This is a genomic window from Synechococcus sp. R6-5 (genome assembly GCF_047461775.1).
Classification (GTDB): Bacteria; Cyanobacteriota; Cyanobacteriia; order Thermostichales; family Thermostichaceae; genus Thermostichus.
Genome location: NZ_JANSHV010000224.1, coordinates 1 through 14,515, shown reverse-complemented (window position 1 = coordinate 14,515; position 14,515 = coordinate 1). Strand labels below are relative to the sequence as shown.

Sequence of the window (14,515 nt, the reverse complement as noted above, 5' to 3'; positions counted from 1 at the left end):
CCGTCAAGATATCCAACCCAAAATTTTTTGAAGCCAGAAGGGATCCGGATCCACCGTTAGACTGTTGAAGTGAGCTCAGATTGGGTTAGACGGGTCTATGGGGATTGTGATTGGGGCTGTTGCTCCTGACTTTAGCTTGCCTGCGGTGGGGAAAGGGATCCAAAAGGGAGCCCAGATTTCACTGGCGGCCTACCGGGGCAAGAGCAAGGTGTTGCTGGCCTTTTACCCGGCGGATTTTTCCCCGGTATGCACGAGCGAGATGCGTTGCTTTCGGGAGGATTGGGAAGCTTTCCGGGCCGCGGGCTGCGAGATCTTGGGGATCAGCAGCGATCCCCTCTCCAGGCACCAAGCCTTTGCCGAGCAGCTTAAGCTGGAGTTTCCTTTGCTGAGCGATGTGGACAGAACCGTGAGCCAGCAGTACGGGGTGGACAGCCTGCTGGGGACGCGGCGGGCCTATTTTTTGGTGGATAGCCAAGGGATCCTACGCTACCAGCATGTGGAGTGGCTGCCCTTGTTCAAGCGAGACAACCGGGAGCTGCTGGAGGCCGTGAGGGCGATTAGCTAAACGGGGGATCCTCTGGGGTGGGCCAGAGAACCCGTTGCGGCTGTCCGGTGTCCGGCAGGGAGAGGGGAGTGTGGCCAAGGGGCTCCAGAAGCCAGCTACGCTGGGGCGGGCTCCAGTTGCCCTGGCGGGCCTCGATCTCCAGGATGAGCTGGCCATTTTGCTGTCGCAAGCGGAAGAGGGTGGTGGCCCAGGCTCCTGCTCGATGGGCGAGGGTTTCCCCGTCGTCTTCGTAGAGGGTGAAGCTGCCGTTGCCGGGGTAGAGTTTGAGGTGCGGTTGGTCACGGCGCAGGTGGGCGGTGGACGGGCAGGGGGGAGCTAAAGGCAGAACGGAGCCACCCCGCACAAACAGCGGCAGTTGTTCGAGAGGGGCAGGGACGAGAATGTAGCGGGGGCCGGTGTGGGCCTGACCTGTCCACCAATCAAACCAAGTGCCCTGGGGTAGGTAAACAGCGCGGCACCGCACGCCAGGCCGAACCACAGGGGCAGCTAGGAGGGCGGATCCCAGCATGGCTTGATCTGAGATCTCGTAGGTTTGCGGATCGTCGGGAAACTCGTAGAGAAGGGGGCGCAAGATGGGGGATCCGGTTTGGCTGGACTCCCAAAAGAGGCTGTAGAGGTAGGGTAGCAGTTGGTAGCGCAACTGGATGGCCTGCCGGCAGATGGCTTCAATCTCTGGGCCAAAGCTCCAAGGCTCGTGGGGGCGGGTGCCCAGGGCGCTGTGGCCGCGCATGAGGGGGTAAAGAATTCCCATTTGCATCCAACGGGCAAACAGCTCGGGAGTGGCATTGCCACCGAAGCCGCCGATGTCCGCGCCGACAAAGCTAACTCCCGACAGGCCCAGGTTTAGGAGCATGGGCAGGGACATCTCCAGGTGTTCCCAGGAGGATTGGTTGTCGCCTGTCCAGACGGCAGCCCAGCGCTGGATCCCAGCAAAGCCGGAGCGAGTCAGCACGAAGGGGCGCCGGTTGGGGTTGAGCTGTTCCAAGCCTTCACGGGAAGCGCGTGTCATCAGCAGGCCGTACAGGTTGTGAACTTCGGCGTGGGTGGTGGGTTCGTCGGGTGGGCCTTGGGGGGCATCGAGGGGGATATCGACGATCTGGCCGCCGTCTCCAAAGGGGCGGTCGTTGAGGGCCGGCTCGTTCATGTCGTTCCAGATGCCATCCACACCGGCTTGGGTGAGAACCCGTTGCCAGGATCCCCACCACTGCCGCACTCCGGGGCGCAAGAAGTCGGGAAAGAGGACTTTGCCTGGCCAAACGTAGCCATGGAAGAGGTGGCCGTCGGCGCGGCGGATAAAGAAATCCTGGGCCAAGCCCTCGTCGAAGACGGCGTAGTCGGCTTCGGGCTCGAACTTGACGCCGGGATCCACAATGGCTACCACCCGGAAGCCAGCCTCGTGGAGTTGGGCCATGAGCCGGGCCGGTTCGGGGAAGCGGCGGGGATCCCAGGTGAAGACGCGGTAGCCGCGCATGTAGTCGATATCCAAGTAAATGACGTCGCAGGGGATCTGCCGCTGGCGAAATTGCTGCGCAACGGTTTGAACCTGAGCGGCGCTGGCGTAGCTCCAGCGGCACTGTTGGTAGCCCAAGGCCCAGAGGGGAGGAAGGGGAGGCCGCCCAGTGAGTTGGGTGTAGGTCTCGAGCACCAAGGCCGGGGTGGGGCCGTAGATCAGGTAGTAATCCAGCTCGGGGGTGCGCACCTCGATGGCCCACTGCTCGGGATCGATCTGGCCCAGGTCGAACTGGCTCCAGTGGGTGCAGTGCAGGAAGAGCCCGTAGCAGAGGTTGGGGCGAAGAAACAGGGCGAAGGGAATGGCCTGGTAGAGATTGTCGCTGTGGGCGTCGTAGTTCCAGCAGTCGCGAGTCCAGTGGCTGTAGCGCCGACCCCGTTTGTTGAGTAGCCCCGCCCGTTCCCCTAGGCCATAGATGTGCTCGGCAGGGTGGAGGTGTTTGACCAGGCGGATGCTATCGGATCCCCAGGTAAGCCCAGAGGAGACATCGGCGCAAAACTCTTGCCCTTGAGAGTCTTGAAAACTGAACCGGAGGGGATCCCGATCGATCTGAACTTGCACCTGGGAGGTGGACAGGTGGATTTGGGTGGAGCTTTCCTGCAGTTCAAAGGGAGCCGGCGGCCACTCTTCATCGGCTGGAGCCACATCCCAGGAACGACGGGGCAAAAACGCTCCGCTGGGGCTAAAGCGCAGCCGAAACAGACGGGGGGTGAGCACCTGCATAGACCAGCAGCCCTGGGCACAGATGAGGTGGATCCCGCGAGAGTGAGCCTGGAGCTGTTGCAGGGATCCACAAGTTTGCCTTTGGGGCGGGCGGGCGGGGGATTGGCCGTTCGCGCCCGCGGGATCGAGTCCCAAGATCTCGCCAGGTTCCAGCATGCTTTGGAGACAGATTGCTGCTCTCAAGGCTAGCCTATGGCCGGGAGGGGACAGGGGGTTGCCCACTCTGGTCCGCAGTGGGTTTTACCCTCATCGGTACCCCTCTCCAGAAGAGCAGCGGCAATAATCGGTTAGCTCAGATCCCAGAATCCATCGCGAAAACGAGGCGGCAATGGCCATGAGGATCCCGGCGAGCAAACTTCTCTCCGCGCTACTGCTTTTGGGAGGGTTGTCCGCCCCCCCTGCCGTGGTGGCCTATCCGGTCAGCCCTGAAACGGTGATGGCCCTGCAACAGGGGGATCATGCCCAAGCCTTGCCCAGAGCCAGAACAGAGCAGCGTTTTCGGGTCGTGACTCTGGCAACCGGGCTGGAGCATCCCTGGGGGATGGCCTTTCTGCCAGATGGGACAATCGTGGTAACCGAACGACCAGGGCGGCTGCGCCGAGTTACCCCCCAGGGATTGGATCCCCAGCCAATAGCCGGTGTGCCAGAAGTATTTGCCCGCGGACAGGGGGGCCTGCTGGACATCGCCTTGCACCCTAATTACGCAGAGAACGGCTGGATTTACCTGTCCTATGCCGCTCCTGGGCCGGGCGGCGGGGGAACCCGAGTGGCGCGGGCCCGCTTGGGGGAGAAGGGACTCCAGGATCTGGAGGTGATTTTCGACATGGAGCGCAAGACCCCCGCTCAACAGCACTTTGGCTCCCGCCTGGCCTTTGATGAACAGGGATTTCTCTACATCAGCACCGGAGACCGGGGAGAACGGGATCGAGCCCAAGATTTGGGGGATTCTGCCGGTAAAGTGTTGCGCATTACGGATGCGGGCGGGATCCCGGCGGACAACCCATTTGTCGGCCGAGCGGGGGCTTTGCCGGCAATTTTTACCTACGGCAACCGCAACATCCAGGGAATAGCCCGCCACCCCGAGACGGGAGCGATTTGGTCCCACGAGCATGGGCCCCAGGGTGGAGACGAGATCAACATCTTGGCCCCCGGCGTCAACTACGGCTGGCCCTTGATCACCCACGGTCGAGAATATACGGGGGAACCCGTCGGCCAAGGACTGGCGGCAGCTCCCGGCTTGGCTTCCCCTCTGCTGCACTGGACGCCCTCTATCGCTCCTTCTGGCATGACTTTCTACACGGGAGAGGCTTTCCCAGAATGGCGGGGCAACCTGTTTGTGGGGGCGCTGGCCGGGCAACACTTGGCCCGTCTGGTACTGGATGGAGAGCGCGTGGTGGCAGAAGAGCGTCTCTTAGAGGGGGCGGTGGGCCGCATTCGCGATGTGCGGCAGGGGCCGGATGGACTCCTTTACCTGTTGACGGACGCCCCGAATGGATCCCTGCTGCGCCTGGAGCCAGCACCCTGAAGGCATCGGCTCGGAGGAGAAGAGGAGCTGCCTTGATCCCGCTTGCAACCGTCTGGCGGGACGGGGATTTTCTCCAGAGTAGGGCTGGGGAACTCAAAAGCTGAGGCTCTCCCAGGAGACGTTAATGTCTTCCAAAAGCAGCGACTTGTTGTAGATCTGCAGGATGATCAACAGGAAGACGGCAAATAGGGCCATGAAGACCGCCATCAGGGGCGTGGTGCCCCAGCCGGGAGCCACTTTACCGTATTCCGAGTTGAGGGGACGCAGCAGATCGCCCAGTTTGGTACGAATGGCCATAGGTTCTCGCTTAGAAACCGAACACGTTGACGAAGTCGAAGATAGCAGGCTCGAAGGCGGATCCCTGGTGCTCAGCACCGCCAAAGCAGCCGCCTTTTAAAATCACGCTATCAGAATCTGGCCGAACCTTTTTGTCTTGGGCAATGAATTGTAAACTTGTGTAATACTGTAGTCGAATACTCTCAGGATCAAAGACAACGATATGGAGCCCACCTTTTCCCTGATTGTGGCGATTGCGGCAGTTACCATCTGCATCACTGCGTTTGCCATCTACACGGCCTTTGGCCCCCCTTCCAAGGACTTGCAGGATCCCTACGAGATGCACGAGGATTAAGGCCTGTCGTTGGGATATCTGGGTAAATGTCTGCTCGGTTGACCCCCCGTCTCTCCTTTCACAAGTACCAGGGGTTGGGGAACGATTTTATCTTGGTGGACAACCGCCGGCAGTCTCAGCCCTGCTTGAGCCCGGAAGAGGCCGTCGCCCTTTGCGATCGCCGCTTTGGGGTGGGAGCCGATGGGGTTATCTTCCTGCTGCCAGGGCAGGAGGGGGCAGATTTCAGCATGCGCCTCTTCAACAGCGACGGTTCCGAGGCGGAGATGTGCGGCAATGGGATCCGCTGTTTGGCCCGCTTTCTGCAGGACTTGGGGATCCCAGGTCGGGATGGCGCCTACCAGATCCACACCTTGGCGGGGCGAATCGTGCCGCAGGTGCGGGCAGATGGGCTGGTCACAGTGGACATGGGGATCCCTCGCCTTTTGGCCAGGCAGATCCCCACCACCTTGGTCGAACCGGATGAGAAGGTCATTCGGCAGCCGCTTGCAGTGGCCGGGCGAGAGTGGCGGGTGACGGCGGTGAGCATGGGCAACCCCCATTGTGTGGTCTTCCTGGAAGAAGAGGGATCCCTGGAGGAGCTGGATTTGGCGGCTGTGGGCCCCCTGTTTGAGCATCATCCGGCCTTTCCTGAGCGCACCAACACCGAATTTGTGCAGGTGCTCAGCCCGACTCGTCTGCGCCTACGGGTTTGGGAGCGGGGAGCAGGGGCAACGCTGGCTTGTGGGACGGGTGCCTGTGCTGTTTTGGTGGCTGCTGTTTTGGAGGAGCGCGCAGAATCGCAAGCTACAGTAGAACTGCCGGGAGGAAATCTGGAGATTCGCTGGGATCCGAGCACACAGCACGTGTGGATGACCGGCCCTGCCCTACACGTCTTCAGCGGCACCACTGCCGGTTGAGAACTAGGCTCCCAGACCCAACAGGAGGATGGCCAGGAGGCCGAGGAGCCCATAGGCAACGCTCCAGCCCTGCCGCCAGATCAGCGCCACTGCCAGGCCCAATAAGACCAAGCCCAAGCCCAGGCCAAGGCGGAGAAATAGAGGGTGTACAAACTGGCTGAGGGAGCGTTTGAGCCAGGGGAAGATCACCCCCAAGGCGAAGGCCAGTCCTACGGGGATCCAATCGATCCAACCTGTCTGCTCCCAGCCCCCCAACAGGTAAAAGCCGCCCAGACAAAGGCCCAGGCAGAAAAACAGCACCCGCATGCCGGGATAGTCTTGTCGATAGTTGAAAGCAAGGCTTCGGAGCTCCTTGGGGTGGGCCAAGACCAATGGCTCTACAGCAAAGCTTTCGCTCCACTCCGGCGCTTCTTCAGTTTGTCCGCGGCACCAAAGGTAAACGTTGACCTTGCGCAACCCTTGCAGCAGAGAGGCTTCCACCGCACTGCGCACCACCTCCATCACCTGCAGGGTATCCACCACATCGCCCGGCAGCCGTTCCAGCAGCACGTTGAGAACAGGCCCCTTCAGCTCGGCTCGGCCAAACAGCCGCAAGTTGGCAAGCTTGTAATCGAGGATTTGGTTCAAGATTTTGAGCTGGCGGCGCATGGGATCCCGTAAACAGTGAACCGTCGTTCGAATGGTTGACTTCAAGCTTCAACATGACCGGTATGACCAGTTTAATGGCTTGGGCCAGAGCAGCAGAGGAGAGGCGTTGCCGGTGTGAAAGGGAAGTGGGACTATCCCATGAGGGTGCGAATGCACCGGCGAATGCTGAGGTTGGATTGCTCCAAGTCGGCAAATCCGCTCAGAAGAGTTCCCTGGCCGTCCAACAGCAACAAAACAGCCTGGCGGCGAAAATTGATCCCAGGCAAAGCTGCAGCGGCTATTTCTTGCAGCTTCTGGATGGTTGCTCCCTCAAAATCGACCGAGACATACACAAACGGAGAAACCAGGCGGGGATCCGTCGGTACACTCTCCCGGATGGCCTGCAAAACCAAGTGGCGCACCAGCAGCAGCCCCCTGCCATCCACCAGCACGATCTGGCGCAGCCGAGGGTTTTGCCCAAACTCCAGGGCCAAACTTTTGGAGAGGGCTTCCGATTGCGAGCGGGTTTGGCTGTTGGTCAAGATCAACGCTTGAATGCCCTCATACCGACTTAGGTCAAGCCGATCCCCAGAAACGCTTTCCACCTTGAGGTCAAGAGATGTTTTGGGGTTGCCGTTGCTGGGGCAGTTGCCAGCTTGGGCGGGATCGAACGCACCTTGAGAAAGCAGGGCAAGGGTGGCAAACCCCAAAGCCACAAGTCTCTTTTGAACGCAAAGCCAGCAGCGGTTAGCCGGGGCACAGCAGCAGGACAGCACTCGGTTCATGGCGGGGAGCTCTGGAGCGGGCCGGCCAAATCTTAACCGATCTTCATCTTTGGTGCTCCAAAATGCCCTCTGGGCTTCTCATCCCCATTGGGTTGGTGCCCATAATGGAAGGCAGTTTCTGGTTTGCTGGCCATGACTCACGCCTCTTTGCTGGATGTCCTCAACCCTTCTCAGCGCCAAGCGGTGCAACACTTTTGTGGCCCGCTGCTGGTGGTTGCCGGGGCAGGTTCCGGCAAGACGCGCGCCCTCACCCACCGCATTGCCTACCTGGTTCGCCACTATCGGGTGGATCCAGGAGAAATTTTGGCCGTGACCTTCACCAACAAGGCCGCCCGTGAGATGAAAGAGCGCATTGAGCAGCTCTTTGCCGAACAAGAAGCTCAAGAACAATTTGGGATCCCCTTAGAGGAATTGGAGCCGGCCCAGGCAACGCGACTAAAATCTGCTGTTTACCACCGCTGGATTAAGCCTCTTTGGATTGGCACGTTCCACAGCTTATTTGCCCAGATCCTGCGCCTGGAGATCGAAAAATATCAGGATCCCAAGGGGCGCAAGTGGACTCGCCACTTCTCGATCTTCGATGAATCAGATGCCCAATCTCTGGTGAAGGAGATTGTAACCAAGCAACTGAACTTGGATGAGCGCAAGTTTGACCCAAGGTCGGTACGCTACGCCATTAGCAATGCCAAAAACCAAGGTTGGACTCCTGCCGACCTGGAGCGCAATCAGCCCAACTTCCGTGGCCGTACCATTGCCCAAGTTTACGAAATCTATGAAGACCAACTGGCAGCCAACAATGCTCTGGACTTTGATAACTTGATTTGGATACCAGTGCAGCTTTTTCGACAAAACGAGCAGGTGTTGGCTTACTGGCACCAACGATTTCGACACATTTTGGTGGATGAATACCAAGACACCAACCGCACTCAGTATGAGTTGATTCGTCTGTTGGCCACCAACGGCGAGACCTGCAGATCTCGGTTGGATTGGAGAAACCGATCGATCTTTGTGGTGGGAGATGCCGATCAAAGCATCTATCGGTTTCGCGGGGCAGATTTTACCATTTTGCTGGAGTTTCAAGAGACCTTTGGAGATGGTCTCCCGGATGATGATACCCGCACCATGATCAAGCTGGAGGAGAACTATCGCTCTACAGCTACCATTCTGCAGGCAGCTAACGCTCTCATCGAGAAAAATACAGAGCGCATTGATAAAGTTCTCAGGCCAACCCGTCAGCAAGGAAGTCCGATTTTCCTTCATCAGGCGGATGACGAGATTGCAGAGGCGGAGTTTGTCGTCAATACCATCCGACGATTACACGGCCAAAATGCCAATGCTTTTTCCTGGGGAGATTTTGCCATTCTCTACCGTACCAACGCTCAATCCCGTCCTTTTGAAGAGGTCTTGCTGCGGTGGGGGATCCCTTACACGGTGGTGGGCGGACTGCGATTTTACGACCGCAAAGAAATTAAGGATGTCCTAGCCTATTTACGGGTTGTGGCTAACCCTGCCGACTCCTTTAGCCTGCTGCGAATTATTAACGTGCCGCGCCGTGGCATCGGCAAATCTACTCTGGACAAGCTGACCGAAGCGGCGGCGGCTCTCAACGTGCCTTTGTGGGAAATTCTCAGCGACGAAACCTCTGTAAGTAGCTTGGTGGGCCGTTCGGCTAAGCCTGTCATTCAGTTTGCTCAGTTGATTCAGCACTGGCATCGACAGGCTTCTCAGACTTCAGCCGCCACCCTTATCGAAGGGTTGCTAAGGGATTCCGGCTATTTGGAGGATCTCAAGGCACAGGGTACAGACGAAGCCGAAGAAAGAGCGGCCAACGTGATGGAACTTTACAATGCCGCCCGCCAATTCGAGGAAGAACAGGAGGATCCCAGCCTTGAGGCTTTTTTGAGCAATGTGTCTTTGGCTTCCGACTTGGACAACCTTCAGGAAGGCGCTGAGAAAGTTTCGCTAATGACGTTGCACTCTTCCAAAGGTTTGGAGTTTCCTGTTGTGTTCTTGGTGGGGGTAGAGCAGGGTCTGTTTCCCAATTTCCGGGCTTTGGAGGATCCCGCTGCTTTGGAAGAAGAGCGACGCCTTTGCTACGTGGGCATTACCCGTGCCCGTGAGCAGTTGTATATCAGCCACGCCAGGGAAAGGATGCTCTACGGCAACCGCGAACCAGCTATTCCTTCGGTATTTTTAAGTGAACTGCCCCAAGAGTTAATCGAATTCGACAGACGCGGAGCCGTTTCTCGACAGCTCTCCCACGGCAGTGGACTGTCCCTTTCAGATGCACCCAAGGCCAGGCCCAATCGCCGCCAAAGCCGTTCAGAACAGTGGGCGATTGGAGATCGTTTGCAACATCCCCAATTCGGACAAGGCCAGATTACCCATGTGTTCGGCAGTGGTGAACGGGTCACGATTGCGGTGAGGTTTCCCGCTATCGGTCAACAGAAAATCTTGGATCCCCGTATCGCTCCTATTCAAAAGCTTAGCTAGGCGGCTGAACTCGGAAGGGCTCCAGCGATGAAGAGAGGCAAAGGGAAGTGCTGTAGAAGTCCGTAGCTCATTCGAGATTGCCTTGCCGTTGACGTCGTTGGTGATCCCTTGCTTTATATGTGTTTGCTTTATATGTGTTGCTGCACGACGGGGAAAGCAAAACCTCAGCTCCCCCTTTCCCTGATTTGACCGTTGCCCAACCCTCGACCTTACCTCTGCCCCCTCGTCACTAATTGCTTGTAATTGCTTGACTACCCGGTCTTGGGATCCCTCGCCAGGCTTAACCCAGTCGGCTGGGACTGAGTTGTCTCGGCTCTGTCCGGTACCAGGCGCAGGGGCGGGCCAAAGCGGCCAACCGCTACAGTGTTGTTCAGGGCCGGGATCTGGCGGATGGATCCCTGGCGTAGGCAGCGGTGTAGACGGCGCAGCAGGAAGAGGTCGGCTTCGGAGCACTCCTCTCGAAATAGCCTTACGTTAAGTTCGTGTTCCTGAGCAGCGGTGAGCAAACCGGTCATCATGGCGGTTTGAATGATCTGCTGCACGGTTATGGTTGTCGCTTCATCCATAGGTTTAGGCGATTGGATGGAGACCTTTTGCTGCTCTTATTCTCGACAAATCCCTCTGATATTGACTCCGCCAAATAGCGGATTCGGTATGCGCGCACTTTGTCTTCTTTCTCGGTGCTCGGAAACAGGGCTTTCCAGATACCCATTGACCTTCTGAGCCATCCGGATTCCGTGTAGGCGAAAAGCTTAAAATCTTTGTGTCACAAGCCTTTCTAATCGAAGTGGGAGCAGAGCCAACAATTGGATACGTAGGGATCCCATCCTCACCGCAGTACAAAATTAGACTCAACAGTGAGTTGCTTGAACTTGCCAAAGAGGTGCTGATCCCATGATTTTTCGAGCTGTTGTTTGAGGCCGTAACAGATATCTGTGGCAATACGGAACTGAGAAGCGATGTTCGTCACCGACAAATGGCGTAGGGTTGCTTGGCTTTTTGTCTGTACCTTGTCGGCAATGAAGGCATAGAGGATGAGCAACAGCCTTGTGTTAGGGTGGGGGCATTCTGTAGTGGCGATTGGCCGTGTCAGAAACTCCACAAAAAGTCGGCTGTGCTGCCCCTCTGGGCTGCTGTGGCTGCGGCTGTCTGGGCCTACTGGCGGTGCTGGGCTTGGGGCTGGCGGGGGCAGGGATCCTGATCTGGAATGGGATCCGTGCCTCAGGAGCCTATCGCACCTACCAGTTGGCGGTGGAGCAGCTCGAACAAAATGCCGTGGTGGTGGAACGTTTGGGAGAGCCCCTGAGGCCGGGATGGCCCTCGCGGCTGCGCTTTCAGGAAGATGAGGAAGCGGGCTGGGTGTGTCTGTCTTTTTTGATTACAGGGGCCCAGCGCACCGGCGATGTGGTTGTGGAATCGGAGCGGGGCATGGCCGGCTCGGCATGGCAGTTGCGCCATCTGCAGGTGAAAGTTGACGGGGATCCGCAGGCCATTCAGGTCATCGAGGGGGAATCTCGGTGTGAAAAGGAAGAGTCGGATGGAGAAGCCCTGCCCCTGCAGCCAGAAGGCGACATCTAGGTAGCCGGATATGCTCAGCCGCGGGTAGAGTCAAAAGGACTCCGTCCCGCTGACGCGAACGGTTGTGGCCTTGTTGGATCCCTATGCGGTCGCTCCCTTACCTGCGCTTGCTGCTGCTGTTGGCGCTGTTGGCCTCGTTCACCGGGCTGATCGTCTGGCTGATCCAATCGTTTCTCGATCTGTACTACGCCACCCGCTACCACCCGATTTTGGGGGGGCTGTTGATTGGGGTGCTGCTGCTGCTGCTGCTGGTGTTTTTGGCCGCTGCCATCTACTACTTGTTTCTGTTTCGCCAACCCGCCCCCAGCAGGAGACCCCCTGCCTTGCCGGAGACGGCTTTGGAAAAGCGGAAAGCGGCGCAACAGAACTTGGCTCAACTGGAGGCGCAGCTAGCGCAAATCCAGGATGAAGTGGCGCGGGCAGCGCTGGCGGAGCGGTCGGCTCTGCTGGCCCAACAGTTGGCCCAGCCCCAGCTGAAGGTGGTGGTCTTCGGCACTGGGTCGGCGGGCAAGACTTCTTTGGTCAACGCGCTGCTGGGGCGGCGGGCGGGGGCGGTGGCGGCCACTCTGGGCACCACCCAGGCGGTGGCTTGTTACGATTGGAACTTGCCTGGGATCCCGCAGCCGGTGCAGATCCTGGATTGCCCCGGCATTTTGGAGATCGGCCCGGCAGGGGTGATGCGGGAACAGGAGGCGCAAGCCCAAGCCCAAGCTGCCGATCTGCTGCTGGTGGTGGTGGATGGGGATCTGCGCCAGTCAGAGGTGGATCCCTTGCGCCGGTTGATCGCCCTGGGCAAGCGGGCCCTGCTGATCCTGAACAAAGCGGATCGCTACACCTCAGAAGAACGGCAGATCCTCTTGCAACGCCTGCGGGAGCGGGTTCATCCCCTGATTCCACCTCAGGATGTGTTGATAGCTGCCGCTGCTCCAGCCCCTGTGCGGGTGGGATCCCAAACCTGGCGACCGGAGCCGGAGGTGGCGGCGGTGCGGGATCGCGTGCAGGCGGTGCTCTATGCCGAGGGGGGATCCCTGGCCTTGGACAATGCCCTGCTGCAATCGCAACAGTTGGGGGAAGAGGCCAAGCGGATTCTCCAAGCCCAACTGCGCCGGCAGGCGGAGGAGGTGATCGATCGCTTTCAGTGGATTGTTACAGGAGTGGTGTTCGCCAACCCCATCCCGGCGGTGGATTTGCTGGCCATTGCCGCCATCAACGCCCAGATGGTGGTGGAACTGGGATCCCTTTACGGCTGCAAGATGGATCTGCAGCAGGGGCGGGAGCTGGCCTTGTCTCTGGCCAAAACCTTAGCCGGCTTGGGCTTGGTGGAAGGAGCGATCCAACTGACCACGGGGATCTTGGCCACCGTTGCCGAAGTGAGCGTCGTCGGTTTTCTGGCGACAGCCCCCATTCAGGCAGCCAGTGCTGGCTATCTCACCCGCATTGCCGGCAAGAGCTTCATTGAGTATTTCCAGCACAACCAAAGCTGGGGAGAAGGGGGGATGCAGGCGGTGGTCAAAGCCCAGGTGCAAAATACCCAAAAATCCGGTTGGCTCAAAGAGTTTGTCCGCGAGGCTTCCCGGCGCATCTTCCGAAATGGGATGGCCAACCCAAGGGATCCCTAATGGCCGCTCAGGGCAATATCCGTCGGCATGAAGGCCAGCTTCAGTTGCGCCACATAATCGGCGTAGCTCAGTGCCGGCCCAGTGTCCCAATCCGCCAAGCCATGCATGCACTTCGACCATTGAATGAAGGCGGCAGGATAGATATAGGCCAAACTGGGATCCTGCAAAACCTCTTTGGGCAGTGGAGAGGCCGACTTCAGCACTGCCAACAGAGCCGGCGGCTTGTGGAGAATCACGCGCGTGGCCTCGATCTGCTCTGGGGAAACCCTAAACTTGGCGGCGATAAACGAGATCACTTTGGAAATGGCCATCACCCAACACCAACCTCGCCTATAAAAAAAGTAGATTGCCCCGAAGCCGAGGGGCTGGCCTCAGGGATCCTACGGAGACCGGAAAAGGAGGGATGAACATTGGCGAGGATGGCCGTGGGCGGGCCTGGGATCCCCTTGCTTGGAGCCGCTGCTCCTCGTTATCCTAGTAAAGCTGAAAAATCTGGGGAAACAGTGAGCCGTGGCTAAAAAGAGCATGATCGAGCGGGAGAAAAAGCGCCAACGCTTGGTCGAGAAGTATCGGGAGAAGCGCCAACAACTGAAAGCGGCCATGGCCGATCCCAACATCGACCAGGCCACCCGCATGGAGCTGCACGCCCAACTGCAAAAACTCCCTCGGGCCAGCTCGCCCACACGCCTGCGCAACCGCTGCTGGAAAACCGGGCGTCCCCGGGGTTACTTCCGCGATTTCGGCCTGTGCCGCAACAGCCTGCGGGAAATGGCCCACAGAGGCTTATTGCCAGGTGTGGTCAAGTCTAGCTGGTAGTTGCCTGGCCTTCGCCGCTTGGTTATGCAGCCAAAACACCCTTTTGAGAGATCCTGAGTGGGCCTGCAACCTTTCCAGCTCTGCGACGAAGATCTCACCCCTGCAGTGGCAAAGGCCCTGGCCGGGGAACCCCACTTGGCTGTGGATACGGAGACGATGGGGTTGATCCCGCAGCGGGACAGGCTCTGCGTGGTGCAAATCGCCAACCCTGCCGGCGAGGTGGTGTTGTTGCGGTTGAGCCGTGGAGTAAAGCAGGCCCCCCTTCTGGCGGGGCTGCTGACGGATCCCAACATTGAAAAGATTTTCCACTACGCCCGCTTTGACCTGGCCATGCTGCGCTATCACCTGGGGATCCGGGTGCGGCCTGTCTTTTGTACCAAAATTGCCAGCAAACTGGCCCGCACCTACACCAGCAAACACAGCCTCAAAGATGTGGTGAGCGAGCTGTGCGGGGTCGAACTCAACAAAGCTGCCCAAAGCTCCGATTGGGGAGCCGTCCACGCGCTATCCGCCGAACAGCTGGAATATGCCGCCAACGATGTTCGCTATTTGATCCCGGTGCGCCACAAGTTGGCGGAGATGTTACGGCGGGAAGAACGCTGGGAGTTGGCGCAGCAGTGTTTCCAACATTTGCCTACTTTGGTAGAGCTGGATCTGTTGGGCTTCAGTAACGTCTTCGAACATCAGTAGGCGGGGCTTTACTTGATAGACAGTCACCGAATTTTCGGGCTGGAGGCCCGCACCATA

At 58.7% G+C, this 14,515-nt stretch carries 15 protein-coding genes; 9 read left to right on the top strand and 6 right to left on the bottom strand.

The window, feature by feature from the left end; translation table 11 throughout:
* The first annotated feature begins 97 nt into the window (after positions 1 to 97).
* Positions 98 to 565: a peroxiredoxin family protein gene (locus NW818_RS11515; protein WP_011432999.1), complete on the top strand. Its 468-nt coding sequence runs from the start codon at positions 98 to 100 to the stop codon at positions 563 to 565.
* On the opposite strand, the gene NW818_RS11510 is transcribed toward NW818_RS11515, so the two are convergent.
* Complete coding sequence (locus tag NW818_RS11510; RefSeq protein ID WP_414424625.1) at positions 558 to 2,954, bottom strand: glycoside hydrolase family 31 protein; 2,397 nt, start codon at positions 2,952 to 2,954, stop codon at positions 558 to 560. The genes NW818_RS11515 and NW818_RS11510 overlap by 8 nt on opposite strands.
* 229 nt (positions 2,955 to 3,183) lie before the next feature.
* Here NW818_RS11510 and NW818_RS11505 point away from each other — a divergent pair, with 229 nt between their 5' ends.
* On the top strand, positions 3,184 to 4,323 hold the full coding sequence (locus NW818_RS11505) for a PQQ-dependent sugar dehydrogenase (protein WP_414424624.1): 1,140 nt from the start codon (positions 3,184 to 3,186) through the stop codon (positions 4,321 to 4,323).
* A 93-nt stretch (positions 4,324 to 4,416) separates the two neighbouring features.
* Here the strand turns inward: NW818_RS11505 and psbH are convergent, their stop codons facing one another.
* The gene (psbH, locus tag NW818_RS11500; protein WP_414331336.1) at positions 4,417 to 4,620 is read right to left on the bottom strand and encodes a photosystem II reaction center phosphoprotein PsbH; all 204 of its coding nucleotides are present in this window, start codon (positions 4,618 to 4,620) and stop codon (positions 4,417 to 4,419) included.
* 202 nt (positions 4,621 to 4,822) lie between these two features.
* Between psbH and psbN the strand changes: the two genes are divergently transcribed.
* Positions 4,823 to 4,954 carry a photosystem II reaction center protein PsbN gene (gene psbN, locus NW818_RS11495; protein WP_011432995.1) on the top strand — a complete coding sequence of 44 codons (132 nt, stop codon included), beginning with the start codon at positions 4,823 to 4,825 and terminating at the stop codon, positions 4,952 to 4,954.
* Between the two features lie 26 nt (positions 4,955 to 4,980).
* A complete protein-coding gene (gene dapF / locus NW818_RS11490; protein ID WP_414424623.1) occupies positions 4,981 to 5,850 on the top strand; it encodes a diaminopimelate epimerase in 870 nt (289 codons plus the stop codon).
* Positions 5,851 to 5,853: 3 nt separating this feature from the next.
* On the opposite strand, the gene NW818_RS11485 is transcribed toward dapF, so the two are convergent.
* Together NW818_RS11485 and NW818_RS11480 are read right to left on the bottom strand one after the other, a co-directional pair.
* Entirely contained in the window at positions 5,854 to 6,543 is a 690-nt protein-coding gene (locus tag NW818_RS11485) for a hypothetical protein (RefSeq protein ID WP_414424622.1), read from the bottom strand.
* Between the two features lie 86 nt (positions 6,544 to 6,629).
* A complete protein-coding gene (locus tag NW818_RS11480; RefSeq protein ID WP_414331728.1) occupies positions 6,630 to 7,262 on the bottom strand; it encodes a hypothetical protein in 633 nt (210 codons plus the stop codon).
* Between the two features lie 132 nt (positions 7,263 to 7,394).
* Between NW818_RS11480 and pcrA the strand changes: the two genes are divergently transcribed.
* Positions 7,395 to 9,755 carry a DNA helicase PcrA gene (gene pcrA, locus NW818_RS11475; RefSeq protein WP_414424621.1) on the top strand — a complete coding sequence of 787 codons (2,361 nt, stop codon included), beginning with the start codon at positions 7,395 to 7,397 and terminating at the stop codon, positions 9,753 to 9,755.
* Positions 9,756 to 10,006: 251 nt separating this feature from the next.
* On the opposite strand, the gene NW818_RS11470 is transcribed toward pcrA, so the two are convergent.
* Positions 10,007 to 10,321, bottom strand: coding sequence for a hypothetical protein (locus tag NW818_RS11470; RefSeq protein WP_414331733.1), 315 nt, complete (start codon positions 10,319 to 10,321; stop codon positions 10,007 to 10,009).
* A 520-nt stretch (positions 10,322 to 10,841) separates the two neighbouring features.
* Here NW818_RS11470 and NW818_RS11465 point away from each other — a divergent pair.
* Together NW818_RS11465 and NW818_RS11460 are read left to right on the top strand one after the other, a co-directional pair.
* Entirely contained in the window at positions 10,842 to 11,333 is a 492-nt protein-coding gene (locus NW818_RS11465; protein WP_414424620.1) for a cytochrome c oxidase assembly factor Coa1 family protein, read from the top strand.
* 83 nt (positions 11,334 to 11,416) lie between these two features.
* Positions 11,417 to 12,952, top strand: a complete 1,536-nt coding sequence (locus NW818_RS11460; RefSeq protein WP_414424619.1) for a YcjF family protein — start codon at positions 11,417 to 11,419, stop codon at positions 12,950 to 12,952.
* On the opposite strand, the gene NW818_RS11455 is transcribed toward NW818_RS11460, so the two are convergent.
* On the bottom strand, positions 12,949 to 13,263 hold the full coding sequence (locus tag NW818_RS11455) for a hypothetical protein (RefSeq protein WP_414424618.1): 315 nt from the start codon (positions 13,261 to 13,263) through the stop codon (positions 12,949 to 12,951). The genes NW818_RS11460 and NW818_RS11455 overlap by 4 nt on opposite strands.
* A 199-nt stretch (positions 13,264 to 13,462) precedes the next feature.
* Here NW818_RS11455 and rpsN point away from each other — a divergent pair, with 199 nt between their 5' ends.
* On the top strand, positions 13,463 to 13,768 hold the full coding sequence (rpsN, locus tag NW818_RS11450) for a 30S ribosomal protein S14 (protein ID WP_011432985.1): 306 nt from the start codon (positions 13,463 to 13,465) through the stop codon (positions 13,766 to 13,768).
* Positions 13,769 to 13,825: 57 nt separating this feature from the next.
* Entirely contained in the window at positions 13,826 to 14,458 is a 633-nt protein-coding gene (locus tag NW818_RS11445) for a ribonuclease D (protein WP_414424617.1), read from the top strand.
* Positions 14,459 to 14,515: the final 57 nt, after the last annotated feature.

Bases quoted from the DNA above. Each gene is read 5' to 3' on its own strand.
- NW818_RS11515 (WP_011432999.1), top strand. From the start codon at position 98: ATGGGGATTGTGATTGGGGCTGTTGCTCCTGACTTTAGCTTGCCTGCG.
- NW818_RS11510 (WP_414424625.1), bottom strand. From the start codon at position 2,954: ATGCTGGAACCTGGCGAGATCTTGGGACTCGATCCCGCGGGCGCGAAC.
- psbH (WP_414331336.1), bottom strand. From the start codon at position 4,620: ATGGCCATTCGTACCAAACTGGGCGATCTGCTGCGTCCCCTCAACTCG.
- psbN (WP_011432995.1), top strand. From the start codon at position 4,823: ATGGAGCCCACCTTTTCCCTGATTGTGGCGATTGCGGCAGTTACCATC.
- dapF (WP_414424623.1), top strand. From the start codon at position 4,981: ATGTCTGCTCGGTTGACCCCCCGTCTCTCCTTTCACAAGTACCAGGGG.
- NW818_RS11480 (WP_414331728.1), bottom strand. From the start codon at position 7,262: ATGAACCGAGTGCTGTCCTGCTGCTGTGCCCCGGCTAACCGCTGCTGG.
- pcrA (WP_414424621.1), top strand. From the start codon at position 7,395: ATGACTCACGCCTCTTTGCTGGATGTCCTCAACCCTTCTCAGCGCCAA.
- NW818_RS11470 (WP_414331733.1), bottom strand. From the start codon at position 10,321: ATGGATGAAGCGACAACCATAACCGTGCAGCAGATCATTCAAACCGCC.
- NW818_RS11460 (WP_414424619.1), top strand. From the start codon at position 11,417: ATGCGGTCGCTCCCTTACCTGCGCTTGCTGCTGCTGTTGGCGCTGTTG.
- NW818_RS11455 (WP_414424618.1), bottom strand. From the start codon at position 13,263: ATGGCCATTTCCAAAGTGATCTCGTTTATCGCCGCCAAGTTTAGGGTT.